The 17,583-nt window shown below is 58.8% G+C and carries 13 protein-coding genes; 12 read left to right on the forward strand and 1 reads right to left on the reverse strand.

The window, feature by feature from the left end; translation table 11 throughout:
* Positions 1–8: 8 nt before the first annotated feature.
* The 12 genes from bchB (at position 9) to puhB (ending at position 15,582) form a co-directional block, all read left to right on the forward strand.
* Positions 9–1,673 carry a ferredoxin:protochlorophyllide reductase (ATP-dependent) subunit B gene (gene bchB, locus AAF739_04315; protein ID MEM6381876.1) on the forward strand — a complete coding sequence of 555 codons (1,665 nt, stop codon included), beginning with the start codon at positions 9–11 and terminating at the stop codon, positions 1,671–1,673.
* Positions 1,648–5,472 carry a magnesium chelatase subunit H gene (locus AAF739_04320; GenBank protein ID MEM6381877.1) on the forward strand — a complete coding sequence of 1,275 codons (3,825 nt, stop codon included), beginning with the start codon at positions 1,648–1,650 and terminating at the stop codon, positions 5,470–5,472. The genes bchB and AAF739_04320 overlap by 26 nt, the downstream gene beginning before the upstream one ends.
* The gene (bchL, locus tag AAF739_04325) at positions 5,469–6,410 is read left to right on the forward strand and encodes a ferredoxin:protochlorophyllide reductase (ATP-dependent) iron-sulfur ATP-binding protein (protein ID MEM6381878.1); all 942 of its coding nucleotides are present in this window, start codon (positions 5,469–5,471) and stop codon (positions 6,408–6,410) included. Before AAF739_04320 ends, bchL begins: the two co-directional genes overlap by 4 nt.
* A complete protein-coding gene (gene bchM / locus AAF739_04330; protein ID MEM6381879.1) occupies positions 6,410–7,159 on the forward strand; it encodes a magnesium protoporphyrin IX methyltransferase in 750 nt (249 codons plus the stop codon). Before bchL ends, bchM begins: the two co-directional genes overlap by 1 nt.
* 32 nt (positions 7,160–7,191) lie before the next feature.
* Positions 7,192–8,592: a BCD family MFS transporter gene (locus AAF739_04335; protein ID MEM6381880.1), complete on the forward strand. Its 1,401-nt coding sequence runs from the start codon at positions 7,192–7,194 to the stop codon at positions 8,590–8,592.
* Between the two features lie 21 nt (positions 8,593–8,613).
* Positions 8,614–8,919: a hypothetical protein gene (locus AAF739_04340; GenBank protein MEM6381881.1), complete on the forward strand. Its 306-nt coding sequence runs from the start codon at positions 8,614–8,616 to the stop codon at positions 8,917–8,919.
* Positions 8,916–10,028 (forward strand): magnesium-protoporphyrin IX monomethyl ester (oxidative) cyclase, encoded by a 1,113-nt coding sequence (gene acsF / locus AAF739_04345; GenBank protein MEM6381882.1) that lies wholly within the window; start codon positions 8,916–8,918, stop codon positions 10,026–10,028. Before AAF739_04340 ends, acsF begins: the two co-directional genes overlap by 4 nt.
* A 21-nt stretch (positions 10,029–10,049) precedes the next feature.
* Positions 10,050–11,000 (forward strand): putative photosynthetic complex assembly protein PuhE, encoded by a 951-nt coding sequence (puhE, locus tag AAF739_04350; protein ID MEM6381883.1) that lies wholly within the window; start codon positions 10,050–10,052, stop codon positions 10,998–11,000.
* Between the two features lie 161 nt (positions 11,001–11,161).
* Positions 11,162–12,379, forward strand: coding sequence for a 5-aminolevulinate synthase (gene hemA / locus AAF739_04355; protein MEM6381884.1), 1,218 nt, complete (start codon positions 11,162–11,164; stop codon positions 12,377–12,379).
* A 482-nt stretch (positions 12,380–12,861) separates the two neighbouring features.
* On the forward strand, positions 12,862–13,392 hold the full coding sequence (gene idi / locus AAF739_04360) for an isopentenyl-diphosphate Delta-isomerase (protein MEM6381885.1): 531 nt from the start codon (positions 12,862–12,864) through the stop codon (positions 13,390–13,392).
* Positions 13,393–13,602: 210 nt separating this feature from the next.
* Positions 13,603–14,403 carry a photosynthetic reaction center subunit H gene (puhA, locus tag AAF739_04365; protein ID MEM6381886.1) on the forward strand — a complete coding sequence of 267 codons (801 nt, stop codon included), beginning with the start codon at positions 13,603–13,605 and terminating at the stop codon, positions 14,401–14,403.
* 27 nt (positions 14,404–14,430) lie between these two features.
* A complete protein-coding gene (gene puhB / locus AAF739_04370; GenBank protein ID MEM6381887.1) occupies positions 14,431–15,582 on the forward strand; it encodes a photosynthetic complex putative assembly protein PuhB in 1,152 nt (383 codons plus the stop codon).
* Positions 15,583–16,602: 1,020 nt separating this feature from the next.
* On the opposite strand, the gene pufM is transcribed toward puhB, so the two are convergent.
* The gene (gene pufM / locus AAF739_04375) at positions 16,603–17,577 is read right to left on the reverse strand and encodes a photosynthetic reaction center subunit M (protein ID MEM6381888.1); all 975 of its coding nucleotides are present in this window, start codon (positions 17,575–17,577) and stop codon (positions 16,603–16,605) included.
* Positions 17,578–17,583: the final 6 nt, after the last annotated feature.

Raw genomic sequence — 17,583 nt, forward strand, 5'->3', positions numbered from 1 at the left:
GCGAAGCGATGCAACTTACCGTTTGGACATACGAAGGCCCACCTCATGTCGGTGCGATGCGGATCGCGACGGGCATGGAGGGGCTCCACTACGTCCTGCACGCCCCGCAAGGCGATACCTATGCGGACCTCCTTTTTACGATGATCGAGCGTCGGAAGGGGCGACCCCCGGTCACCTACACGACGTTTCAAGCCCGCGATCTGGGAAAAGACACCGCCGAACTGTTCCAGTCGGCGGCGCGAGAGGCTTATGACCGCTTCAAGCCCCAGGCGATGATTGTCGGTGCATCGTGCACGGCCGAGCTCATCCAGGACGACCCCGGCGGGCTGTCAAAGGCCATGGGCCTACCCATTCCAACCATTCCCCTGGAGTTGCCGTCCTACTCAAAAAAGGAGAACTGGGGCGCGTCTGAAACCTTCTACCAGATCGTTCGCGCCATAGCCGGTGCGCATGCGCCCGAGCCCGGCACGCCGCGCCCAAACAGGCCGGACGGCACGCGGCCATCGGCGAATTTGCTTGGTCCAACGGCCCTTGGCTTCCGTCACCGCGATGACATCAAGGAAATCACTGGGCTGCTCGCCGGTCTTGGCATCGACGTCAACGTCATCGCCCCGATGGGCAGCACACCGGCGGACATTGCGCGGCTGGGCGATGCTGACTTCAACATCGTTCTGTATCCCGAAATCGGGCGAACTGCCGCCGATTGGTTGAAGCGCACCTTCGGCCAGCCCATGACCAAGACGGTTCCGATTGGCGTTGGGGCAACAAGGGATTTCCTTCGGGAGGTTGCCGACATCACAGGGATCGATGTGGATGCGACACTCGACACCGACGACAGCCATCTGCCCTGGTACTCCCGCTCAATCGATTCGACCTATCTCACCGGCAAACGCGTCTTTATCTTTGGCGACGCCACCCATGCCCTTGCAGCAGCCCGCGTCGCACGCGAGGAAATGGGCTTCGAAGTCGTCGGGCTAGGAACTTACAGCCGCGAGTTCGCCCGCGACGTTCGCGCCGCCGCCAAAGAAATTGGCGTTCAGCCTCTGATTACCGACGATTATCTCGAAGTCGAGCAGGCCATCATCGACGCAGCACCTGAACTGGTGCTCGGTACGCAGATGGAGCGGCACATCGCCAAGCGTCTCGGCGTTGGATGCGCGGTCATATCGGCACCAGTCCATGTTCAGGACTTCCCGGCCCGCTACGCCCCGCAGATGGGCTTTGAAGGGGCCAATGTGCTGTTCGATACATGGGTACACCCGCTTGTGATGGGCCTTGAGGAACATCTGCTGGGCATGTTCCGCGATGATTTCGAGTTCTCTGACGCGAACGGGCCGTCGCATCACGGACATCAGCCACAACGCCACCCGCTCAATCAGGTCGGCCCTGAAATCGCAGTGGGCAGCGATGAAGACATTGGGGCCGCCAGCAGCGTGCCTGTTGCGAGCGAAACTGAGCTGCTGCCGCCGACGCGTCAGCAGACCGCTGACAACACCCTGACCCTCGAGACCAAGGCTCCTTGGACCACCGAAGCCGAAATGGAGTTGAAAAAGATCCCATTCTTCGTCCGCTCAAAAGCCCGACGGAACACAGAGTCCTTTGCTCAGAACCACGGGCTCAAAGAAATCACCCTGGAGACGCTTTACGATGCCAAAGCCCATTTCGGCCGCTGAAGACACGACCGTCAATGTGGTGATCGTCACGCTGGACAATCATTTGTCTGGTGCGGTTGAACGTGCGCAACATGCTCTGCGCAAGGAGATTCCGGGCTTATCCATCGAGCTTCATGCTTGCGCCGAATGGGGTGAGCGGCCGGACCAACTTGACGCCTGCCGCAACGCAATCGCGACGGCGGATATCGTCATCGTTACCATGCTGTTCCTCGAAGATCAGATCGAGGCCATCCGTCCGGCGCTCGAAGCCAGGCGCAACCGCTGCGACGCGATGGTCTGCATGATGTCGTCGGGCGAGATCATGAAGCTGACGCGGATTGGTCAGTTTACGATGGACGGCAAGCAATCAACCGCCATGAAGCTTCTCAAGAGGCTCCGTGGAGCGGCAAAGGACCAACCGGGCAAGAAAGCGAGCGCTGCAACGTCCAACTCTGGCGCCAAGCAGCTCGCCATGCTCAAACGCTTGCCGAAGATTTTACGTTTCATCCCAGGCACGGCGCAGGATGTGCGCGCCTATTTCCTCACCTTGCAATACTGGCTGGCGGGCTCCGAAGAGAACGTCGCCAACATGGTGCGCTTCCTGGTCAGCCGATACGCAACCGGTCCACGGGAGAGCCTTAGGCAGGCAATCGAAGCGCAAAAACCAACTGAGTATCCAGAAGTCGGAATCTACCATCCCGACCTGCCGACCCGCATCACCGAGACCGACGCGGGGCTCCCCTCCCCTAGACCATCAAAGGGCACCGTCGGGCTAATGCTGATGCGGTCCTACCTGCTGGCGGGCAATACCAACCATTATGATGCGGTCATCAAGGCACTTGAGGCGCGGGGCCTGAAGGTCATCCCTGTCTTCGCTGCCGGGCTCGACGCCCGGCCTGCGGCGGAGCGCTTTTTCATCAAGGACGGGCGCCCGATTATCGATGCGCTGGTCTCACTCACCGGTTTTTCGCTTGTCGGCGGACCGGCCTACAATGACGCCAAAGCCGCTCAAAAGCTGCTGGCCGACCTCGATGTTCCATACATCGCGGCCCACGCCATCGAGTTTCAAACCCTGCAAAGCTGGGGCGGGTCGTCGCGCGGGCTCATGCCGGTCGAAGCGACCATCATGGTCGCGATACCCGAGCTGGATGGGGCCACCGGGCCCACTGTGTTCGGTGGGAGGATCGACCCGGATCAGGCAGCCGGCGAAGGTGAAACCGCCGATGCCTACGGCAATAGCGACCCCACGCAAGCAAAACTGATGCACGCTGAACCCGAGCGCGTGGTCGCGCTCGCCGCGCGCGTGGACAGGCTTATCCAACTCCGCCGTTCGGAGCGCCGCGATCGCAAGATCGGAATTGTACTGTTTAACTTTCCGCCCAATGGCGGGAACACAGGGACGGCAGCGTATCTGTCTGTCTTCCAGTCGCTGTTCAACCTGCTCAAGGGCCTCGAAGCGCAAGGGTATGACGTCGAGGTTCCGTCATCCGTAGATGCTCTGCGCGACGCGATCATCACCGGAAATGCGGCGCGCTACGGCACAATTGCGAATGTTGCTACACAGGTTTCGGTCGACGATCACGTAAGAGGTGAGCCCTATCTGTCGGAGCTTGAAGCCGTGTGGGGCCCAGCGCCGGGCAAGCATCAAACCGACGGCCAATCGATCTTCGTTTTGGGCGCCACGTTCGGAAACGTCTTCGTCGGCGTTCAGCCAGCGTTCGGTTACGAGGGCGATCCCATGCGCCTTCTTTTTGAAGGCGGGTTCGCGCCGACGCATGCGTTCAGCGCGTTCTACCGTTGGATGCGCGATGATTTCGGCATCGATGCGGTGCTGCATTTCGGCACCCATGGCGCGCTCGAATTCATGCCCGGCAAGCAGACAGGTCTTTCGGGCAAATGCTGGCCGGACCGGCTGATCGGCGATACCCCCAACTTCTATCTGTACGCGGCGAACAACCCCTCCGAGGGCATGATCGCGAAGCGGCGGTCTGGCGCAACGCTCATCAGCTACCTGACGCCTCCCTTGGCGCACGCAGGTCTCTACAAAGGGCTCAATGAGCTCAAGGCATCCATTGATCGCTGGCGCACCGGTATCGACGAACGCGAAGGCTCCGCGGCCGAGCTTGCAAGCCTTATTCAGGCACAGGCGGCCCAGCTGGAACTCGCCGATGCAGAACCGGCATGGGCCGCTGACGCTGAAGTGCGCATCTCAGCGCTTAATTCAGCGGTTCTCGAGCTGGAATACACGCTCATTCCGCACGGGCTTCACGTCGTCGGCGATGGCATGAGCGATGCAGAGCGCGCCGAAATGGTCCAAGCCATTGCCCAAAGTGCTCATGGGCTGGAGCTTTCCCTCGACGATGCGCTGGCGGTCGCGCTAGGCGAAGACCCGATAGCGCCTTTGGAGGGTTCAGCCCTTCAAGCGCTGTCGGATACCTCAAAATTGCTGGCAAAGGATCATGAGCTGCCAGCCTTGTTCCGGGCCTTAGACGCCAGCTTCATCCAGCCGACGCCCGGCGGTGATGTTGTGCGGACACCGGAAGTTCTGCCGACGGGTCGCAACATTCACGGCTTTGATCCCTTCCGCATCCCCTCTCCTTTCGCCATCAAGGACGGCGCCTTGCAGGCTGATCGGTTGCTTGCGCGGCATCGCGAAGAAACCGGATCGATGCCCTTATCGATTGCTCTGGTTCTTTGGGGAACCGATAACCTCAAGACGGAGGGCGGAGCCATCGCGCAAGGGCTGGCCTTGATGGGCGCTGAACCCCGATTTGACAGCTACGGTCGCCTGTGCGGCGCGCAACTGATCCCGTTGGATAAGCTGGGCAGACCAAGGATTGACGTCGTCTTCACGTTGTCAGGGATCTTCCGCGATCTGCTGCCGATTCAGACCCGCATGCTGGCCGAAGCAGCGCTCCTGGCCGCCCAAGCGGACGAGCCTGCCGATGCCAATCCCATCCGCGCCAATGCGCTGGCCTACATGGCCGAACACGGTTGCGACCTTGAAACCGCAGCTTTGCGGGTCTTCTCAAACGCAGATGGTGCCTACGGCTCGAACGTCAACAATCTCGTTGAGTCAGGTGCATGGGACGAGGACGAGCAGATCGCCGAAACCTACCAGAGCCGCAAGAGCTTCGCCTACGGCGCTTCGGGCAAGCCGGTACAACAGGCGGAGCTGCTGAAATCCATGCTCGGCAAGATCGACATTGCCTACCAAAACCTCGATTCGGTCGAGTTGGGCGTCACGACCATCGATCACTATTTCGACACACTCGGTGGCATTTCAAAAGCCGCAACACTTGCACGACGCAACAGCGGTCAGGAAGGCGAGGTACCGGTCTATATCGGCGACCAAACGCGTGGCCAGGGCAGCGTGCGCTCGTTGTCAGAACAAGTCGCGCTCGAGACGCGCACGCGCATGCTGAACCCCAAATGGTATGAGGGTATGCTCAAGCACGGCTATGAGGGCGTGCGCCAGATCGAAGAACACGTCACCAACACGGTGGGCTGGTCGGCGACCACGGGGCAGGTTCAGCCATGGGTCTATCGCGAGCTTACCGAAACGTTTGTTCTTGATCCCGAGATGCGTGATCGACTTGCGCGACTAAACCCGGCCGCATCCGCCCGCCTCGCTGAGCGCCTCATAGAGGCGCATGAGCGCGACTATTGGCAGCCCGACGACGACACGCTCGATGCGCTCCGGGAAGCCGGAGATGAACTCGAAGATCGGCTTGAAGGCGTTGGGCCCTACGCGCCCGATACGTCCGTACCCGGCACATCCGCGCATGGCGAACCCACGCGCTTAGAGGCAGCTTCATGAACATTATTCAAAAACCACCCGCGCCTGGAACCACGACCTTGCTCGACCGCGCACCCAAGGGGTTTGCGCCAAAGGGCGAGGATGGTGAAGGCTCGGTTCAGGTTAAGCTTGATCCCAACCTTAAAATCGACACTGCACAGGTGTTCGCGGTTTACGGCAAAGGCGGGATCGGCAAGTCAACGACGTCTTCCAACCTGTCCGTCGCATTCTCCAAGTTGGGCAAGCGCGTGCTTCAGATCGGCTGCGACCCCAAGCACGATAGCACGTTCACCTTGACCAAGAGCCTGTGCCCGACGGTCATTGATGTGCTCGAAGAAGTCGACTTCCACTCAGAGGAACTGCAGACCGAGGACTTCGTGTTCGAGGGCTACAACGGCGTGATGTGCGTCGAAGCCGGCGGGCCGCCAGCGGGAACCGGGTGCGGCGGATATGTCGTCGGTCAGACCGTCAAACTGCTAAAGGAGCATCACCTACTCGAAGATACAGATGTGGTGATCTTCGATGTCCTCGGGGACGTGGTTTGCGGCGGCTTCGCAGCCCCACTGCAGCACGCCGAGCGCGCTCTGATCGTAACCGCGAATGATTTTGACTCGATCTTCGCGATGAACCGCATCGTAGCGGCGATCAAGGCGAAGTCGAAGAACTACGATGTCCGCGTGGGCGGCGTGATCGCCAACCGCTCGAAAGACACCGATGAGATCGACCGCTTTGCCGCGTCGACCGGCCTCAACCGCATCGCGCACCTACCCGACCTCGATGAAATTCGCCGCTCGCGCCTGAAGAAGCGCACGCTGTTCGAAATGGACGAAACGCCTGGCGTTCTGGCGGTCCAGCAGGAATATCTGCGCCTTGCACAAAGCCTGCTGGATGGAACCGAAGTGCTGGATCCGACGCCCATGAAAGATCGCGAAATCTTTGACTTTCTGGGGTTCGACTGATGTCAGACGCATCCCAGTTCAGCACGGTAGATACCCATTCCGGTTACGCGACCAGGCGTGCCGAGATCGAGCACTATTTCGACCGTACCGCGGCCAAAGCCTGGGAGCGGCTCACCTCTGATGCGCCCGTTTCGGGCATTCGCGCCACCGTCCGCGCCGGCCGCGACCGGATGCGCGCTACGCTGCTTTCATGGTTGCCCCCTGATCTGTCGGGCCTGCGCTTGCTGGATGCCGGCTGCGGAACCGGCGCCTTGGCGGTTGAAGCTGCCGCGCGGGGTGCGGACGTTGTGGCGGTTGATCTTTCACCGAATCTGATCGAGGTGGCCCGCGATCGGATGCCAAAGGGTCTTTCTGGAACCGTGACGTGGCATGCCGGTGACATGCTCGACCCTGCGCTCGGTCGGTTTGACCATGTCATCGCAATGGATTCGGTCATTCATTATGAAAGCACCGACAAGGTCGCAGCGCTAGCTGGCCTTGCGACACGGGCAAAGCGCTCCGTCCTGTTCACCTTCCCCCCATCCAATCCAGCCCTTACGGCGATGCACACTGTGGGCAAGCTCTTCCCAAGAGGCGATCGCGCGCCAGCTATCGTGCCGGTTGCCGAGCGAACAATGCGCCGGCTGATCGGGCGGTCTTCAGACCTCGCAACCTTCACAATCAGCAACACTGAAACCATCCGGTCCGGCTTCTACACCTCGCAGGCGATGCAGATCGTCCAGACGGACAGTCTTGGAGGTACGGCGTGACGGATCAACCGCAAGGCCTCCAAAGACAGTGGATGCGCGTCGCGCCGCGTTTCTTGCCGTTTGCGGACGCTGCAACGGATGACCTACCGCTTTCGCGGCTCCTCAGGCTGGCGCTATTCCAGATTTCCGTAGGCATCGCGATCACCCTAGTCACAGGAACACTCAATCGAGTGATGATCCTCGAGCTTCAGGCACCCGCCTGGCTGGTCGCAAGCATGATCGCGCTGCCACTGCTTTTTGCCCCCTTCCGGGCACTCGTGGGACACCGCTCTGACACCTACGTCTCCGTACTCGGTTGGCGGCGGGTGCCGTTCATCTGGATGGGCACCATCTTCCAGTTCGGGGGCTTGGCCGTGATGCCGTTCGCCATCTTGCTGATGAGCGAAGGCGGCGGACCAGCCTACACAGGCCACGCGATCAGCGCGATCGCATTCGTGATGATCGGCGCTGGATTTCATACCACACAGACGGCGGGTCTTGCCCTTGCCACCGACCTCGCACCGGACCATGCAAGACCACGAGTGGTCGCACTCTTGTACGTGATGCTGCTTGTCGGAATGGTCTTGAGCGCTGGCGCGTTTTCGTGGCTCCTGAACGATTTCACCGACATCAAGCTTATTCAGGTCATCCAGGGTGCCGCCGTTGTGACGCTGGTGCTGAACATAGTGGCGCTTTGGAAGCAGGAGGCCCGCCAACCGGAAAAGACGCGGGCAGACCGGCACCTTCCGAGCTTTCGCGAGGCTTGGGCCAGCTTTTCGTCCGATGACGGGACAAAGCGGCTTCTGGTTGCCGTGGGGCTGGGGACGCTGGCGTTCGCTATGCAGGATATTCTCCTTGAACCCTATGGCGGTGAAGTGCTTGGCCTGTCGGTGAGCGCGACCACATTGCTGACAGCGATCTTCGCCGGCGGCACGCTGCTTGGCTTTGCGCTCGCCGCGCGGCGGCTCAGCCGTCAATGCGATCCGTATCGATACGCCGCGATCGGGCTGCTCGTCGGGATAGCCGGATTCTCGATGATCGTGTTTGCGGGCTATTTCGGCTCGGCGACGCTCTTCCGGATCGCGACACTTCTCGTAGGCTTCGGCAGCGGGCTTTTCGCGGTGTGTCTTCTCACAGCGGTGATCGCACGAGCAAGCGAGGGTTCAACCGGTATGGCGCTGGGCGCTTGGGGGGCGGTCAATGCCAGCGCAGCTGGGCTCGGTCTGGCTCTTGGTGGGGCCTTGAAGGACGCCTTCGCATCTGCAGGCAGCGCCAGCTGGTTCGGCCCCATAATCAGCGATCCATCCTTTGGATACAGTGCCGTCTATCACATTGAAATCTGGTTGCTTTTCGCAACCCTCATCGCGCTTGGCCCACTGGTTGGCAAGCGTACCATCCATCCGGAAAATCCCAAGTCCGAACATACGTTCGGCCTGGCGGAATTTCCCAGTTAGCGGGGGAAGGAGGATATCGCCATGCGATTTCCAAGTATACTGAACGGTGAGAGCTTTGATGTCGGCTGTACGGTCGATGTTCAAAACACGTTCGACAGTTTGCACGCCTATGTCGAGCTGGACGGTGACATTGCCATCCATCCGGGCGACGAGGTGATCGTACACGGGAACCCAGTCGAGGTTCCCTATGGCGAGCACCAGGTATTCCGACGCCAGGCAACCGTACGTCGCGCCGGTTGGCTCGAACGCACGTGGATCCGGCTCACGGGCGATATGGAGTTCATGGAACTCTGCGAGTTCTCCTTCTCAGAGGAGGCAACACTATGAACGTTCACCATCAAGCGCCAATCTCAGCTCAACGTCTGCGCAGCGCCGATAAAGCCAAGCTGCCGGTCAATGAAACCACCCGCATGGCGGCAGAGAGCAAAACCTTGCTCGATCCGCGCTTCTACACCACGGATTTCGACAAGCTCGACCAGGTGGATGTCTCGCCGGTGCGCGAGGAGTGGGACGCGCTGATCCAGGAGATGCGCGATGACCCCAACCGGGGGCATTTCAAGCGCAACGAAGATTGGGATTCCATCGATCTCGACGAGCTTTCACCCGAACTTCGCAAGGAGTTTGTTGATTTTCTCGTGTCGTCACTGACATCGGAGTTTTCAGGCTGTGTTCTCTATAAGGAGATGAAAAAACGCGGCAAAAACAAAGAGATTTGCGAACTGTTCTCGCTGATGGCGCGCGATGAAAGTCGTCACGCGGGGTTCATCAACGATGCGCTCAAAGAGTTCAACATCGGTGTGAATCTCGGCTTCCTAACGAAGGCCAAGAAGTACCATTACTTCCAGCCGAAGTTCATTTTCTACGCCACCTATCTTTCTGAAAAGATCGGTTACGCGCGCTACATCACGATCTTCCGGCATCTCGAGAAGAACCCCGACAGGCGTTTTCATCCGATTTTCAAATGGTTCCGTGAGTGGTGCAATGACGAGTTCCGCCATGGCGAGGCATTCTCGCTTCTGATGCGAGCGGATCCTGACCTTCTCAAGGGTCGTAACAAGCTGTGGATCCGTTTCTTCCTATTGGCGGTGTTCTGCACGATGCATGTGCGCGACCAAGCGCGTCCCGCGTTCCACGAAGCATTGGGCGTTGATGTCGAAGACTACGACATGCAGGTTTTCCGGACGACGACGGAAATCTCGAAACAGTGTTTTCCGGTTCTGCTGGACCTCGATAATCCGAAGTTTCTCGAGGGTTTGCGCAAGCTCAACCGCATTAACCTCGCGCTTGACCGCGCCAAACGTCAGGGCGGGCTTGGCGGAAAGCTGAAGAGTTACGCCTTGGGCGCTCAGGCAGTTACTGCATTCGCCGGGCTCTACTTCTTGCCGACCAAATCCAACGAAATTCCCGAACTAAGCCGGCTTCAACCGGCCTGGTAGATGCACAAGGACAGCTGAACTTTGAGCCATTTCGTCATCCCAGCGCTTTTTGCCATGTTCTTATGGTGGTTTTCGACCGGCCTGATTCTACTGGCCGATCGGATGCCAAGCCTGAGCGAGCGCGCCATGATGGTGCTTGCCAGCGTCACGGCCGTGGTCGCGTTGGCTGCGCTGTGGTTGACCAAAGACAACATGACGATTGCCGGCGCCTACATGTCTTTCTGCGCCGGCATCGTCCTTTGGGGGTGGAATGAGGTCGCGTTCCTATCCGGCACGATCACCGGTCCGCGCCGCACCGTGTGTCCGCCAGAACTGAGCGGCTTTCAACGCTTCATCTACGCCACGCAGACCTTGATCTACCACGAGCTAACGATTGCCGGGACCGCTGCAATCCTGTGGCTCATGCTGTCGGGATCGCTGAACATGGCTGGGCTCTGGGCGTTCTTGCTGTTGTGGGGGATGCGCCTGTCGGCAAAGTTCAACATTTTCTTGGGCGTGCCCAACGTCACCTCGGAGTTTCTGCCAGCCAGGCTTGCGCACCTGAAAAGCTACTTCCGCACGCGTGCCCTCAACCTGCTTTTCCCAATTTCAATCACGGTGGGTTCAGCGCTCACCTTCTGGTTCGCTCATCTCGCTATCGGTGCCGTGGAAGCCGGTCAAACAAGCCAGGCCGTAGCATTTTCGCTTCTGACCACGCTGGGCGGGCTCGGCGTTCTCGAACATTGGTTTCTCGTTCTGCCGCTACCAGACGAGAAACTCTGGCGCTGGTACTTGCGCCCGGCTGACAACGTCAAAGCGCTACCGGTTGCGGACACCCAGAAATCCACTGACTTCCGCCGGCGCTCGTTGAACCTGGCGGCCACCAACAAGGAAGGGCAACCCGTTCGGGCGGGCAAACCTTCGTCATCTTTTCTCATTCATGACCAGTCGCCGGTGGCGGCAGGCTGTACAATCGGGGGATCTCAATCATGACAGACGGCGCACAGCGGGGTATTGCCCGCCTCGGGGACAATGACGATCAACTAAGCGTTGAGCTGCCTCCCTTCGATGAGGGTGGGAAGTGCCCGATCAGCCATGTTGCCAGCGAGACAATCGAGGCACATAGCGCGGAGCACCATGCAGAGTTCTCCAATATCAGCGGCTTCGAATGGTTCTTCCGGCGCAAACTTTCGGACATGCGCCAGGAAGGCCACTATCGGGTTTTTGCCCATCTGGAGCGGCAGCAGGGCAACTTTCCCAAGGCGACCCGCCACACGCAGACTGGGACCCATGAGGTTACTGTGTGGTGTTCAAACGATTACCTCGGTATGGGCCAGGACCCCAAAGTTCTCGAGGCCATGCACAATGCGATTGATCGCTGCGGTGCGGGCGCCGGTGGAACGCGCAACATCTCAGGCACAAACCACTTTCATGTTATGTTGGAGCAGGAGCTGGCAGACCTGCACCAAAAGGAAGCAGCTCTGATCTTCTCGTCGGGCTACGTCTCGAACTGGGCCTCGCTTGGTACGCTTGGCTCGACGATACCCGGCTGCGTCATCCTCTCAGATGCGCTCAACCACGCCTCGATGATCGAAGGCATCCGCCATTCGCGCGCCAAGAAGATGATCTGGCGGCACAACGACCCAGCTCATCTTGACGAGATACTCGCGGGCCTTGATCCCGCGCTGCCAAAAATCGTGGCATTTGAATCCGTTTACTCGATGGATGGCGACATCGCCCCGATCGACGAGATTTGTGATGTGGCCGAGCGGCATGGCGCCATGACCTATCTCGACGAGGTGCACGCCGTCGGCATGTACGGCGCACGTGGGGCCGGTATTGCCGAACGCGACGGCGTAATGGACCGCGTCACGTTGATTGAAGGAACGCTAGGCAAGGCATTTGGCGTCATGGGTGGTTACATCACCGGTTCAAACGCGCTGTGCGACTACATCCGTTCGTTCTCGTCGGGCTTCATTTTTACAACGGCGCTTCCGCCGGCTGTGGCTGCAGCTGCAACAGCCTCGATTGCCCATCTGAAACGGTCAGCAACCGAGCGCGATCGCCAGAAAGAGCGTGTCGCAAAGGTGCGCGCTGCATTGGACGAAAACGGCATTCCTCATCAACCCAATCCAAGCCATATCATACCGGTGATGGTCGGCGATCCGAAGAAATGCAAGTTCATCTCCGACGTCTTGCTGGATCAGTACGGGATCTACATTCAACCGATCAACTACCCCACCGTACCCAAGGGTACTGAACGGCTTCGTATTACGCCATCGCCCCTGCATACCGATGAGGATATCGATCACCTGATCAAAGCTCTCAACGAGTTGTGGTCGCACTGTGCGCTCAGCCGAGCGGTAGCATAGCCTGGCGGATCCGCGAGCAATGAAGCAAAACAGGGCACGTCCTGCGCGGTCGGCGCTTGTCATTGAGCCGGCAAGTCTGCTTCAGCGAGACTGGGTCAGGCAGCGCCTTACGCTCTAGCCGGCTTGCTCGGCAGCAAGCAGAACAGGGTTGGCCTAAGTCAAACCAGAACAGAACATTGTTCGACAAGGCGGATCATAACAAGAACATGTATAGAACATCGATAAGCAAGGGCATCATTTGTGACGTGTCAGAAAGAATGGACATAATTACCTGTCATTTTTTCTGATCGGTTAAAGTGCGAAGTCGCTCTTGGGGTGCTTGCGGTCGTAGACTCCAGTTTTGGCTCAGAGCGCTTTGCGCAGTTTAAGGACCGGAGCCCAGTCACTCCCAAAGGGCCAAACACTGCATGCGAACCGCGGAAGACCGCCGCGACCAGCCTCGGTGAAGACCGGGACAACGCCAATGAGCGCGAGAGCAAACCATGTCGCAGATCATCATTCCGGCGATTGACGAAGACGGGTCGGTTTTTCCGATCGAGAAGATGGAGGCGCACCGCCAAGGCCAGTTGCACCTTGCCCTTTCGGTCTTCGTGTTCAGCCCAGATGGTCGTTTGCTTGTGCAACAGCGCGCATGGTCAAAGTACCACTGTGGTGGGCAGTGGGCGAACACGTGTTGCAGCCATCCGCACTGGAATGAGGACCTACCAACGGCCGCAGCTCGGAGGCTACACGAAGAGCTGGGCTTCAGCGTACCGCTGACCCCGGTCGGCTCTCTGATCTACAAGGCCGATGTTGGTGGGGGACTGACCGAGCATGAACACGTGCATTTGTTCCGCGGCACAGCAAATCCACAAGAGCTGACCGTTAGGCTGGAGCCGTCGGAAGTTGAGGCCGTCGCCTGGCAATCCATCCCGGATCTTGCAGAGATGGCAGACAACAATCCCGAAGCGATCACGCCATGGTTCCGTATTTATCTACGGGAGCGGTCCGATATGTGGGTTCCAGCGGCTTAGTCCGCTGAAAACCCATTTGCGTAAAGGCAACTTACCGTCCAATTTATTTGACACTGGCTGACGGTACTTTTATCCTTCGGTCAGTGATGCGTGCCGTCGAGTGCCATAGCGGGCCATCGGTTTCGCCGGACCGTCACTTTTAGCGCGCTTTGATGCGCGGCGAACGCCGCTGCACGGGCCGAACACCGTTGGACGCCTCTGGAGGCTGGCATGGATTTCTCCGACTTTGATTTCGTGAACTTTGGGCCCTACGTGGATCTCGCTCAGATCCTTCTGTATCTGTTCTGGGCATTTTTCGCTTACCTCTTGTTTTACATACAAAAAGAAACAAGGCGGGAAGGCTATCCGCTTGAGTCTGACGAGACCGGCGCCGTGGTCAATCATGGTGTGATCTACATGCCAGACGCAAAGGTTTTTAAGCTGCCCCATGGCCACGGAGATGTGGCCCTGCCCGATTACAAACGCGAATCGCGCAAGCTGAATTTGGAGCCATCAGAGCCATGGTCCGGAGCTCCCAAAGACCCAACGGGATCCAACCCAATGCTCGACGGCGTTGGACCGGGCGCATGGGCGGAGCGCGCGGACGTTCCCGATCAGATGTGGAGCGGCGAGGTCAAGATCAAACCAATGCGCGTTGCGGACGTCTACGCCATTCCGTCCGGTGACCCCAATCCCATTGGAGGAGAGGTTAAGGGCTGTGACGATGCTGTCGGCGGCACGGTTGTCGATGTTTGGGTCGATAAAGCGGAGAGCGTGATTCGCTACTACGAGATCAAGGTTTCCGACGATCCCAAGGTTCGCACGGTCTTGATGCCGGCAAACTTTGCGGTCGTTCGCACAAAGCCGGAAACGCATCTGTATGTGGACGCAATCACAGGCTCCCAGTTTGCGGATGTACCGCTGACCAAAGACCCCGAGACCATCACCATGCTCGAGGAAGAGAAGATCATGGGATATTACGGTGCAGGCTTCTTCTACGCCATGCCTGATCGAGCCAATCCACTTGTCTAGCTAGGACGCAATCAACGAGGCGGGCCGTTGAACTACATATACAATGACGATGATTTCGCCACCGAGCCGAAGCGCGGGCTACCTGCGCTTTTGCCTCGGGGCGAGTTTATTCTTTGGCAAGGCGGGCCAAACTGGCGCATGTTCGCTCGGCAGGCCTACAGGACCCATCTGATTGGAACAGCCGTGCTCGCAGGGGCGCTGACGCAAGGTGCTGCTGCGCTGGCGTCCGGTCAATCCATTGGTTTGGCAGCGGGCCAATCGGCGGTCATTGTCGCGTTCGGACTGGTCGGGCTGGCGATCCTGTACGGCATTGCCAAGCTCGTCGAAAAGACCACCGTCTATACGATAACAAACCGCCGAATTGTTCTGCGGGTTGGCGTTGCTATCCAAAAGACCTTCAGCATCCCCTTCGCGCAGATAGACGGTGCCCAGGTTAATATGCATGGCAGAGGTGGCTTTGGCAGCATCTGCGTGCAGTTCAAGCCAGGCGTGTCGATTGCCTATCTTATTCTGTGGCCGCATGCGCGACCCTGGCGTCTCGGGCGCACGGAACCCATGCTCCGGGCCATCCCACAAGCTGAAAAAACGGCGATGCTTTTGGGCGAAGCTCTGCGTGCGTTTGTCGAGCAGGAAGAGGCGAACACCGTCCGAAGCGCGACGGCACTTTCAGCGAATTCAAAAGGGGCGCTTGGGAGCGAGATGGGACCCGATGCACAAAACAAGCGCCTTCCCCCGCTCGCGCCGAGCAAGCCCTATGTCGGGCGCCGCCCCGCAATGCTCGCATTCGGTGTTGCGATCGCCGCGTTGCTGTTCGTTGGTATTCATTCCCTCCTTGGCGACCCGGTTCGGTCCATTGAGAGCATTCAGCCGTCCTTTCAACAGTCCATCGTCTTCACCGAGAATACCGATCAGACCATTGCTATCATCGACCCAGTATCGGGGCAGACCCTGACCACCATGCCGGCACAAGGTGAAGGCTTACTGCGCGCGGCGATCCGAGGATTGGGCAGAAGCAGGACTGCGATCGGAGCAGAATTGGCAGAGCCTTACGAACTTCGCAGATTGCCCAACGACGGCATGTATCTGTTCGACCCCCAGACAGGCCGCGACATCAGGCTTGATTCCTTCGGCCCCACTCAAACCGGCGCCTTAGCCGACCTGCTCGCATTGGGGCTTTAAGCGCTCTGCAAGACCACAGGAAATAGGCGCACCGTATGTGCCTATGTGCCTATGTGCCTATGGACTGTAACCGGATCCGGCACAGGAACGGTGGGCTACGGCACAGCAGCCATGTGCACCCCAACTAAAGGGCTGTGGAGCAACGTGACGCTCCCCTGCGGCACGTACGTAAAAAAGCGTGCAAGGGCGCTGGTACCCGATCGAAGAAGAGCGAAGCCTCTCAAGCAGAGTTGTAGGCTTTTGACCGAGACCGGTTGGCGCAAGGCGTTGAAAACACGTTGGGCGCGTAAGCGCAGCTGATAGGCGGAGATTGGGTCGGTTCGTTTTCTCAGGCGATTAGCCGGAGAGGAAAAACAGCCCTGCTCGGCACCGCAGCGCCGTCTCCGCTTGTACGATGAGCTCAAGGTAAGAAACATCAAAAAATTGGCGGCTCCATGAGCCCTCGGCAAACTCACGATACAACCGACCAGCCAGGAAGTCGTACCAAGCACTAAGTACGCAGGCATCATCGCGCTTCAGATCCTGAACCGCTCGCACGTCAGCTACGAAACACCGTAACAAAAGACGTTCGGCCGTTAGTCGCCACCCCTGTCAAGGGACTGCAGCTAAGGTTTAGTCGCAGACCAAACCCAAGCGACCGCGACCAATTCCGCGTCGCTCACAGGCGCGTCGTTCATTTCTTTATCAACCGCTAGGGCAACAGACCGGGCAGAAGGTCAGCGAAATCTATACCGTGACATGCTCCTATCACCCGTCATCCGGCAATCAGGAGATTGTTGCGGGTGGAACCTGCCATTTGTCTGGCAAGTAATGTGATCCCTCCAGCCCTGCCGGCAACGCCCGGAAGCGCTATGGCCGGAAGGCCTGGCAGAACTTTGGTCGATCACGAGGCAAAATGACAGCTACGGATACGTAACGCTCGAACGCGTTTCACGATCTCATCATTGAAAATGTAAACGGCGCCGGTCTCTCGACCGGCGCCGTCCCAGCACCACATCCCTTCAAGGCAACGTTTGCGGGCTAATTGCCCCAACTGGATGTGGTGGAGTCGGGCGTGATGGGCCACCACGACAAATCTACAGGCACGACACCGTGCTTCATCGCCCAGATCGTCCAATCATCAACGACAGGGCCCGTGATCAGAATGCCGATCCCACCGGTTAAAGTGGTCAGCATGGCAAACCACCACGCCCACCGGTGAACCGATTCCATTGACGCGTTGAAACCCATGGTCCAGCGCCAGAACAGTGCAGCACGCTCAGAAGCAGTACCGCGATCGGTGATCTGCTCGATTTCGCGTTCGCCACCGTAGCGCGTTACCGCCAGGATCGTTGCTCCATGCATGGCGAACAGGAGAGCCGAACCGTACAGAAACACAATCGACAGCATGTGGAATGGGTTCCAGAAGAGGTTCCCCCAAGCGAGCGAGAAGTTGTTGGTCCAGTCGAGGTGTGGAAACACCCCGTAAGGGACGGCCTCGCTCCAGCTTCCCATCGCGATTGGGCGGAAAAACCCAAGAACGAGGAAGAGCCAAATCGCAGCCGCGAAGGCGTAGCAAACATGCAGCCCAAGACCGAGTTTCTTCGCTCTACGGTACATCCGAACCCACCAGAGCAGGATCGAGGTCGTCAGGAAGAAGCCGGCAATCAGGAACCAACCGCCTTCGCGCAGCGGTGGGAAGGACAGGCCGTACTCTGGCGAGGGGGGGTCAAGTGATAGCCAAAGGAACTCCCGAACGAACAGATACGGGTTCCAGTTGACATCCATCGCCATGCTGAAACCCATGATCGTAAAGCTGATCATAAAGGTGATGATCGACGCGACCCCCAGAAAGCCGAGGTAGATGGGTCCAAGCTGAGCGTTACCGATCTTTCCGATCCAGTAGCTGAGCATGCCCCCCTTACGCTCGAATTCCATGTCATCATCGATGGCAATTCCCGGCTCGGGATGACCCATGACCTGCACGCGGGTGAAGATGTTTTGATAGTTGTTCATGATCTT

Source organism: Pseudomonadota bacterium, assembly GCA_039024915.1.
In the GTDB taxonomy this organism is placed as follows: domain Bacteria; phylum Pseudomonadota; class Alphaproteobacteria; order Rhizobiales; family MH13; genus MH13.

Bases quoted from the DNA above. Each gene is read 5' to 3' on its own strand.
- puhA (MEM6381886.1), top strand. From the start codon at position 13,603: ATGGATTTCTCCGACTTTGATTTCGTGAACTTTGGGCCCTACGTGGAT.
- acsF (MEM6381882.1), top strand. From the start codon at position 8,916: ATGAACGTTCACCATCAAGCGCCAATCTCAGCTCAACGTCTGCGCAGC.
- bchB (MEM6381876.1), top strand. From the start codon at position 9: ATGCAACTTACCGTTTGGACATACGAAGGCCCACCTCATGTCGGTGCG.
- idi (MEM6381885.1), top strand. From the start codon at position 12,862: ATGTCGCAGATCATCATTCCGGCGATTGACGAAGACGGGTCGGTTTTT.
- AAF739_04335 (MEM6381880.1), top strand. From the start codon at position 7,192: ATGCGCGTCGCGCCGCGTTTCTTGCCGTTTGCGGACGCTGCAACGGAT.
- AAF739_04320 (MEM6381877.1), top strand. From the start codon at position 1,648: ATGCCAAAGCCCATTTCGGCCGCTGAAGACACGACCGTCAATGTGGTG.
- bchL (MEM6381878.1), top strand. From the start codon at position 5,469: ATGAACATTATTCAAAAACCACCCGCGCCTGGAACCACGACCTTGCTC.
- pufM (MEM6381888.1), bottom strand. From the start codon at position 17,577: ATGAACAACTATCAAAACATCTTCACCCGCGTGCAGGTCATGGGTCAT.
- bchM (MEM6381879.1), top strand. From the start codon at position 6,410: ATGTCAGACGCATCCCAGTTCAGCACGGTAGATACCCATTCCGGTTAC.
- AAF739_04340 (MEM6381881.1), top strand. From the start codon at position 8,614: ATGCGATTTCCAAGTATACTGAACGGTGAGAGCTTTGATGTCGGCTGT.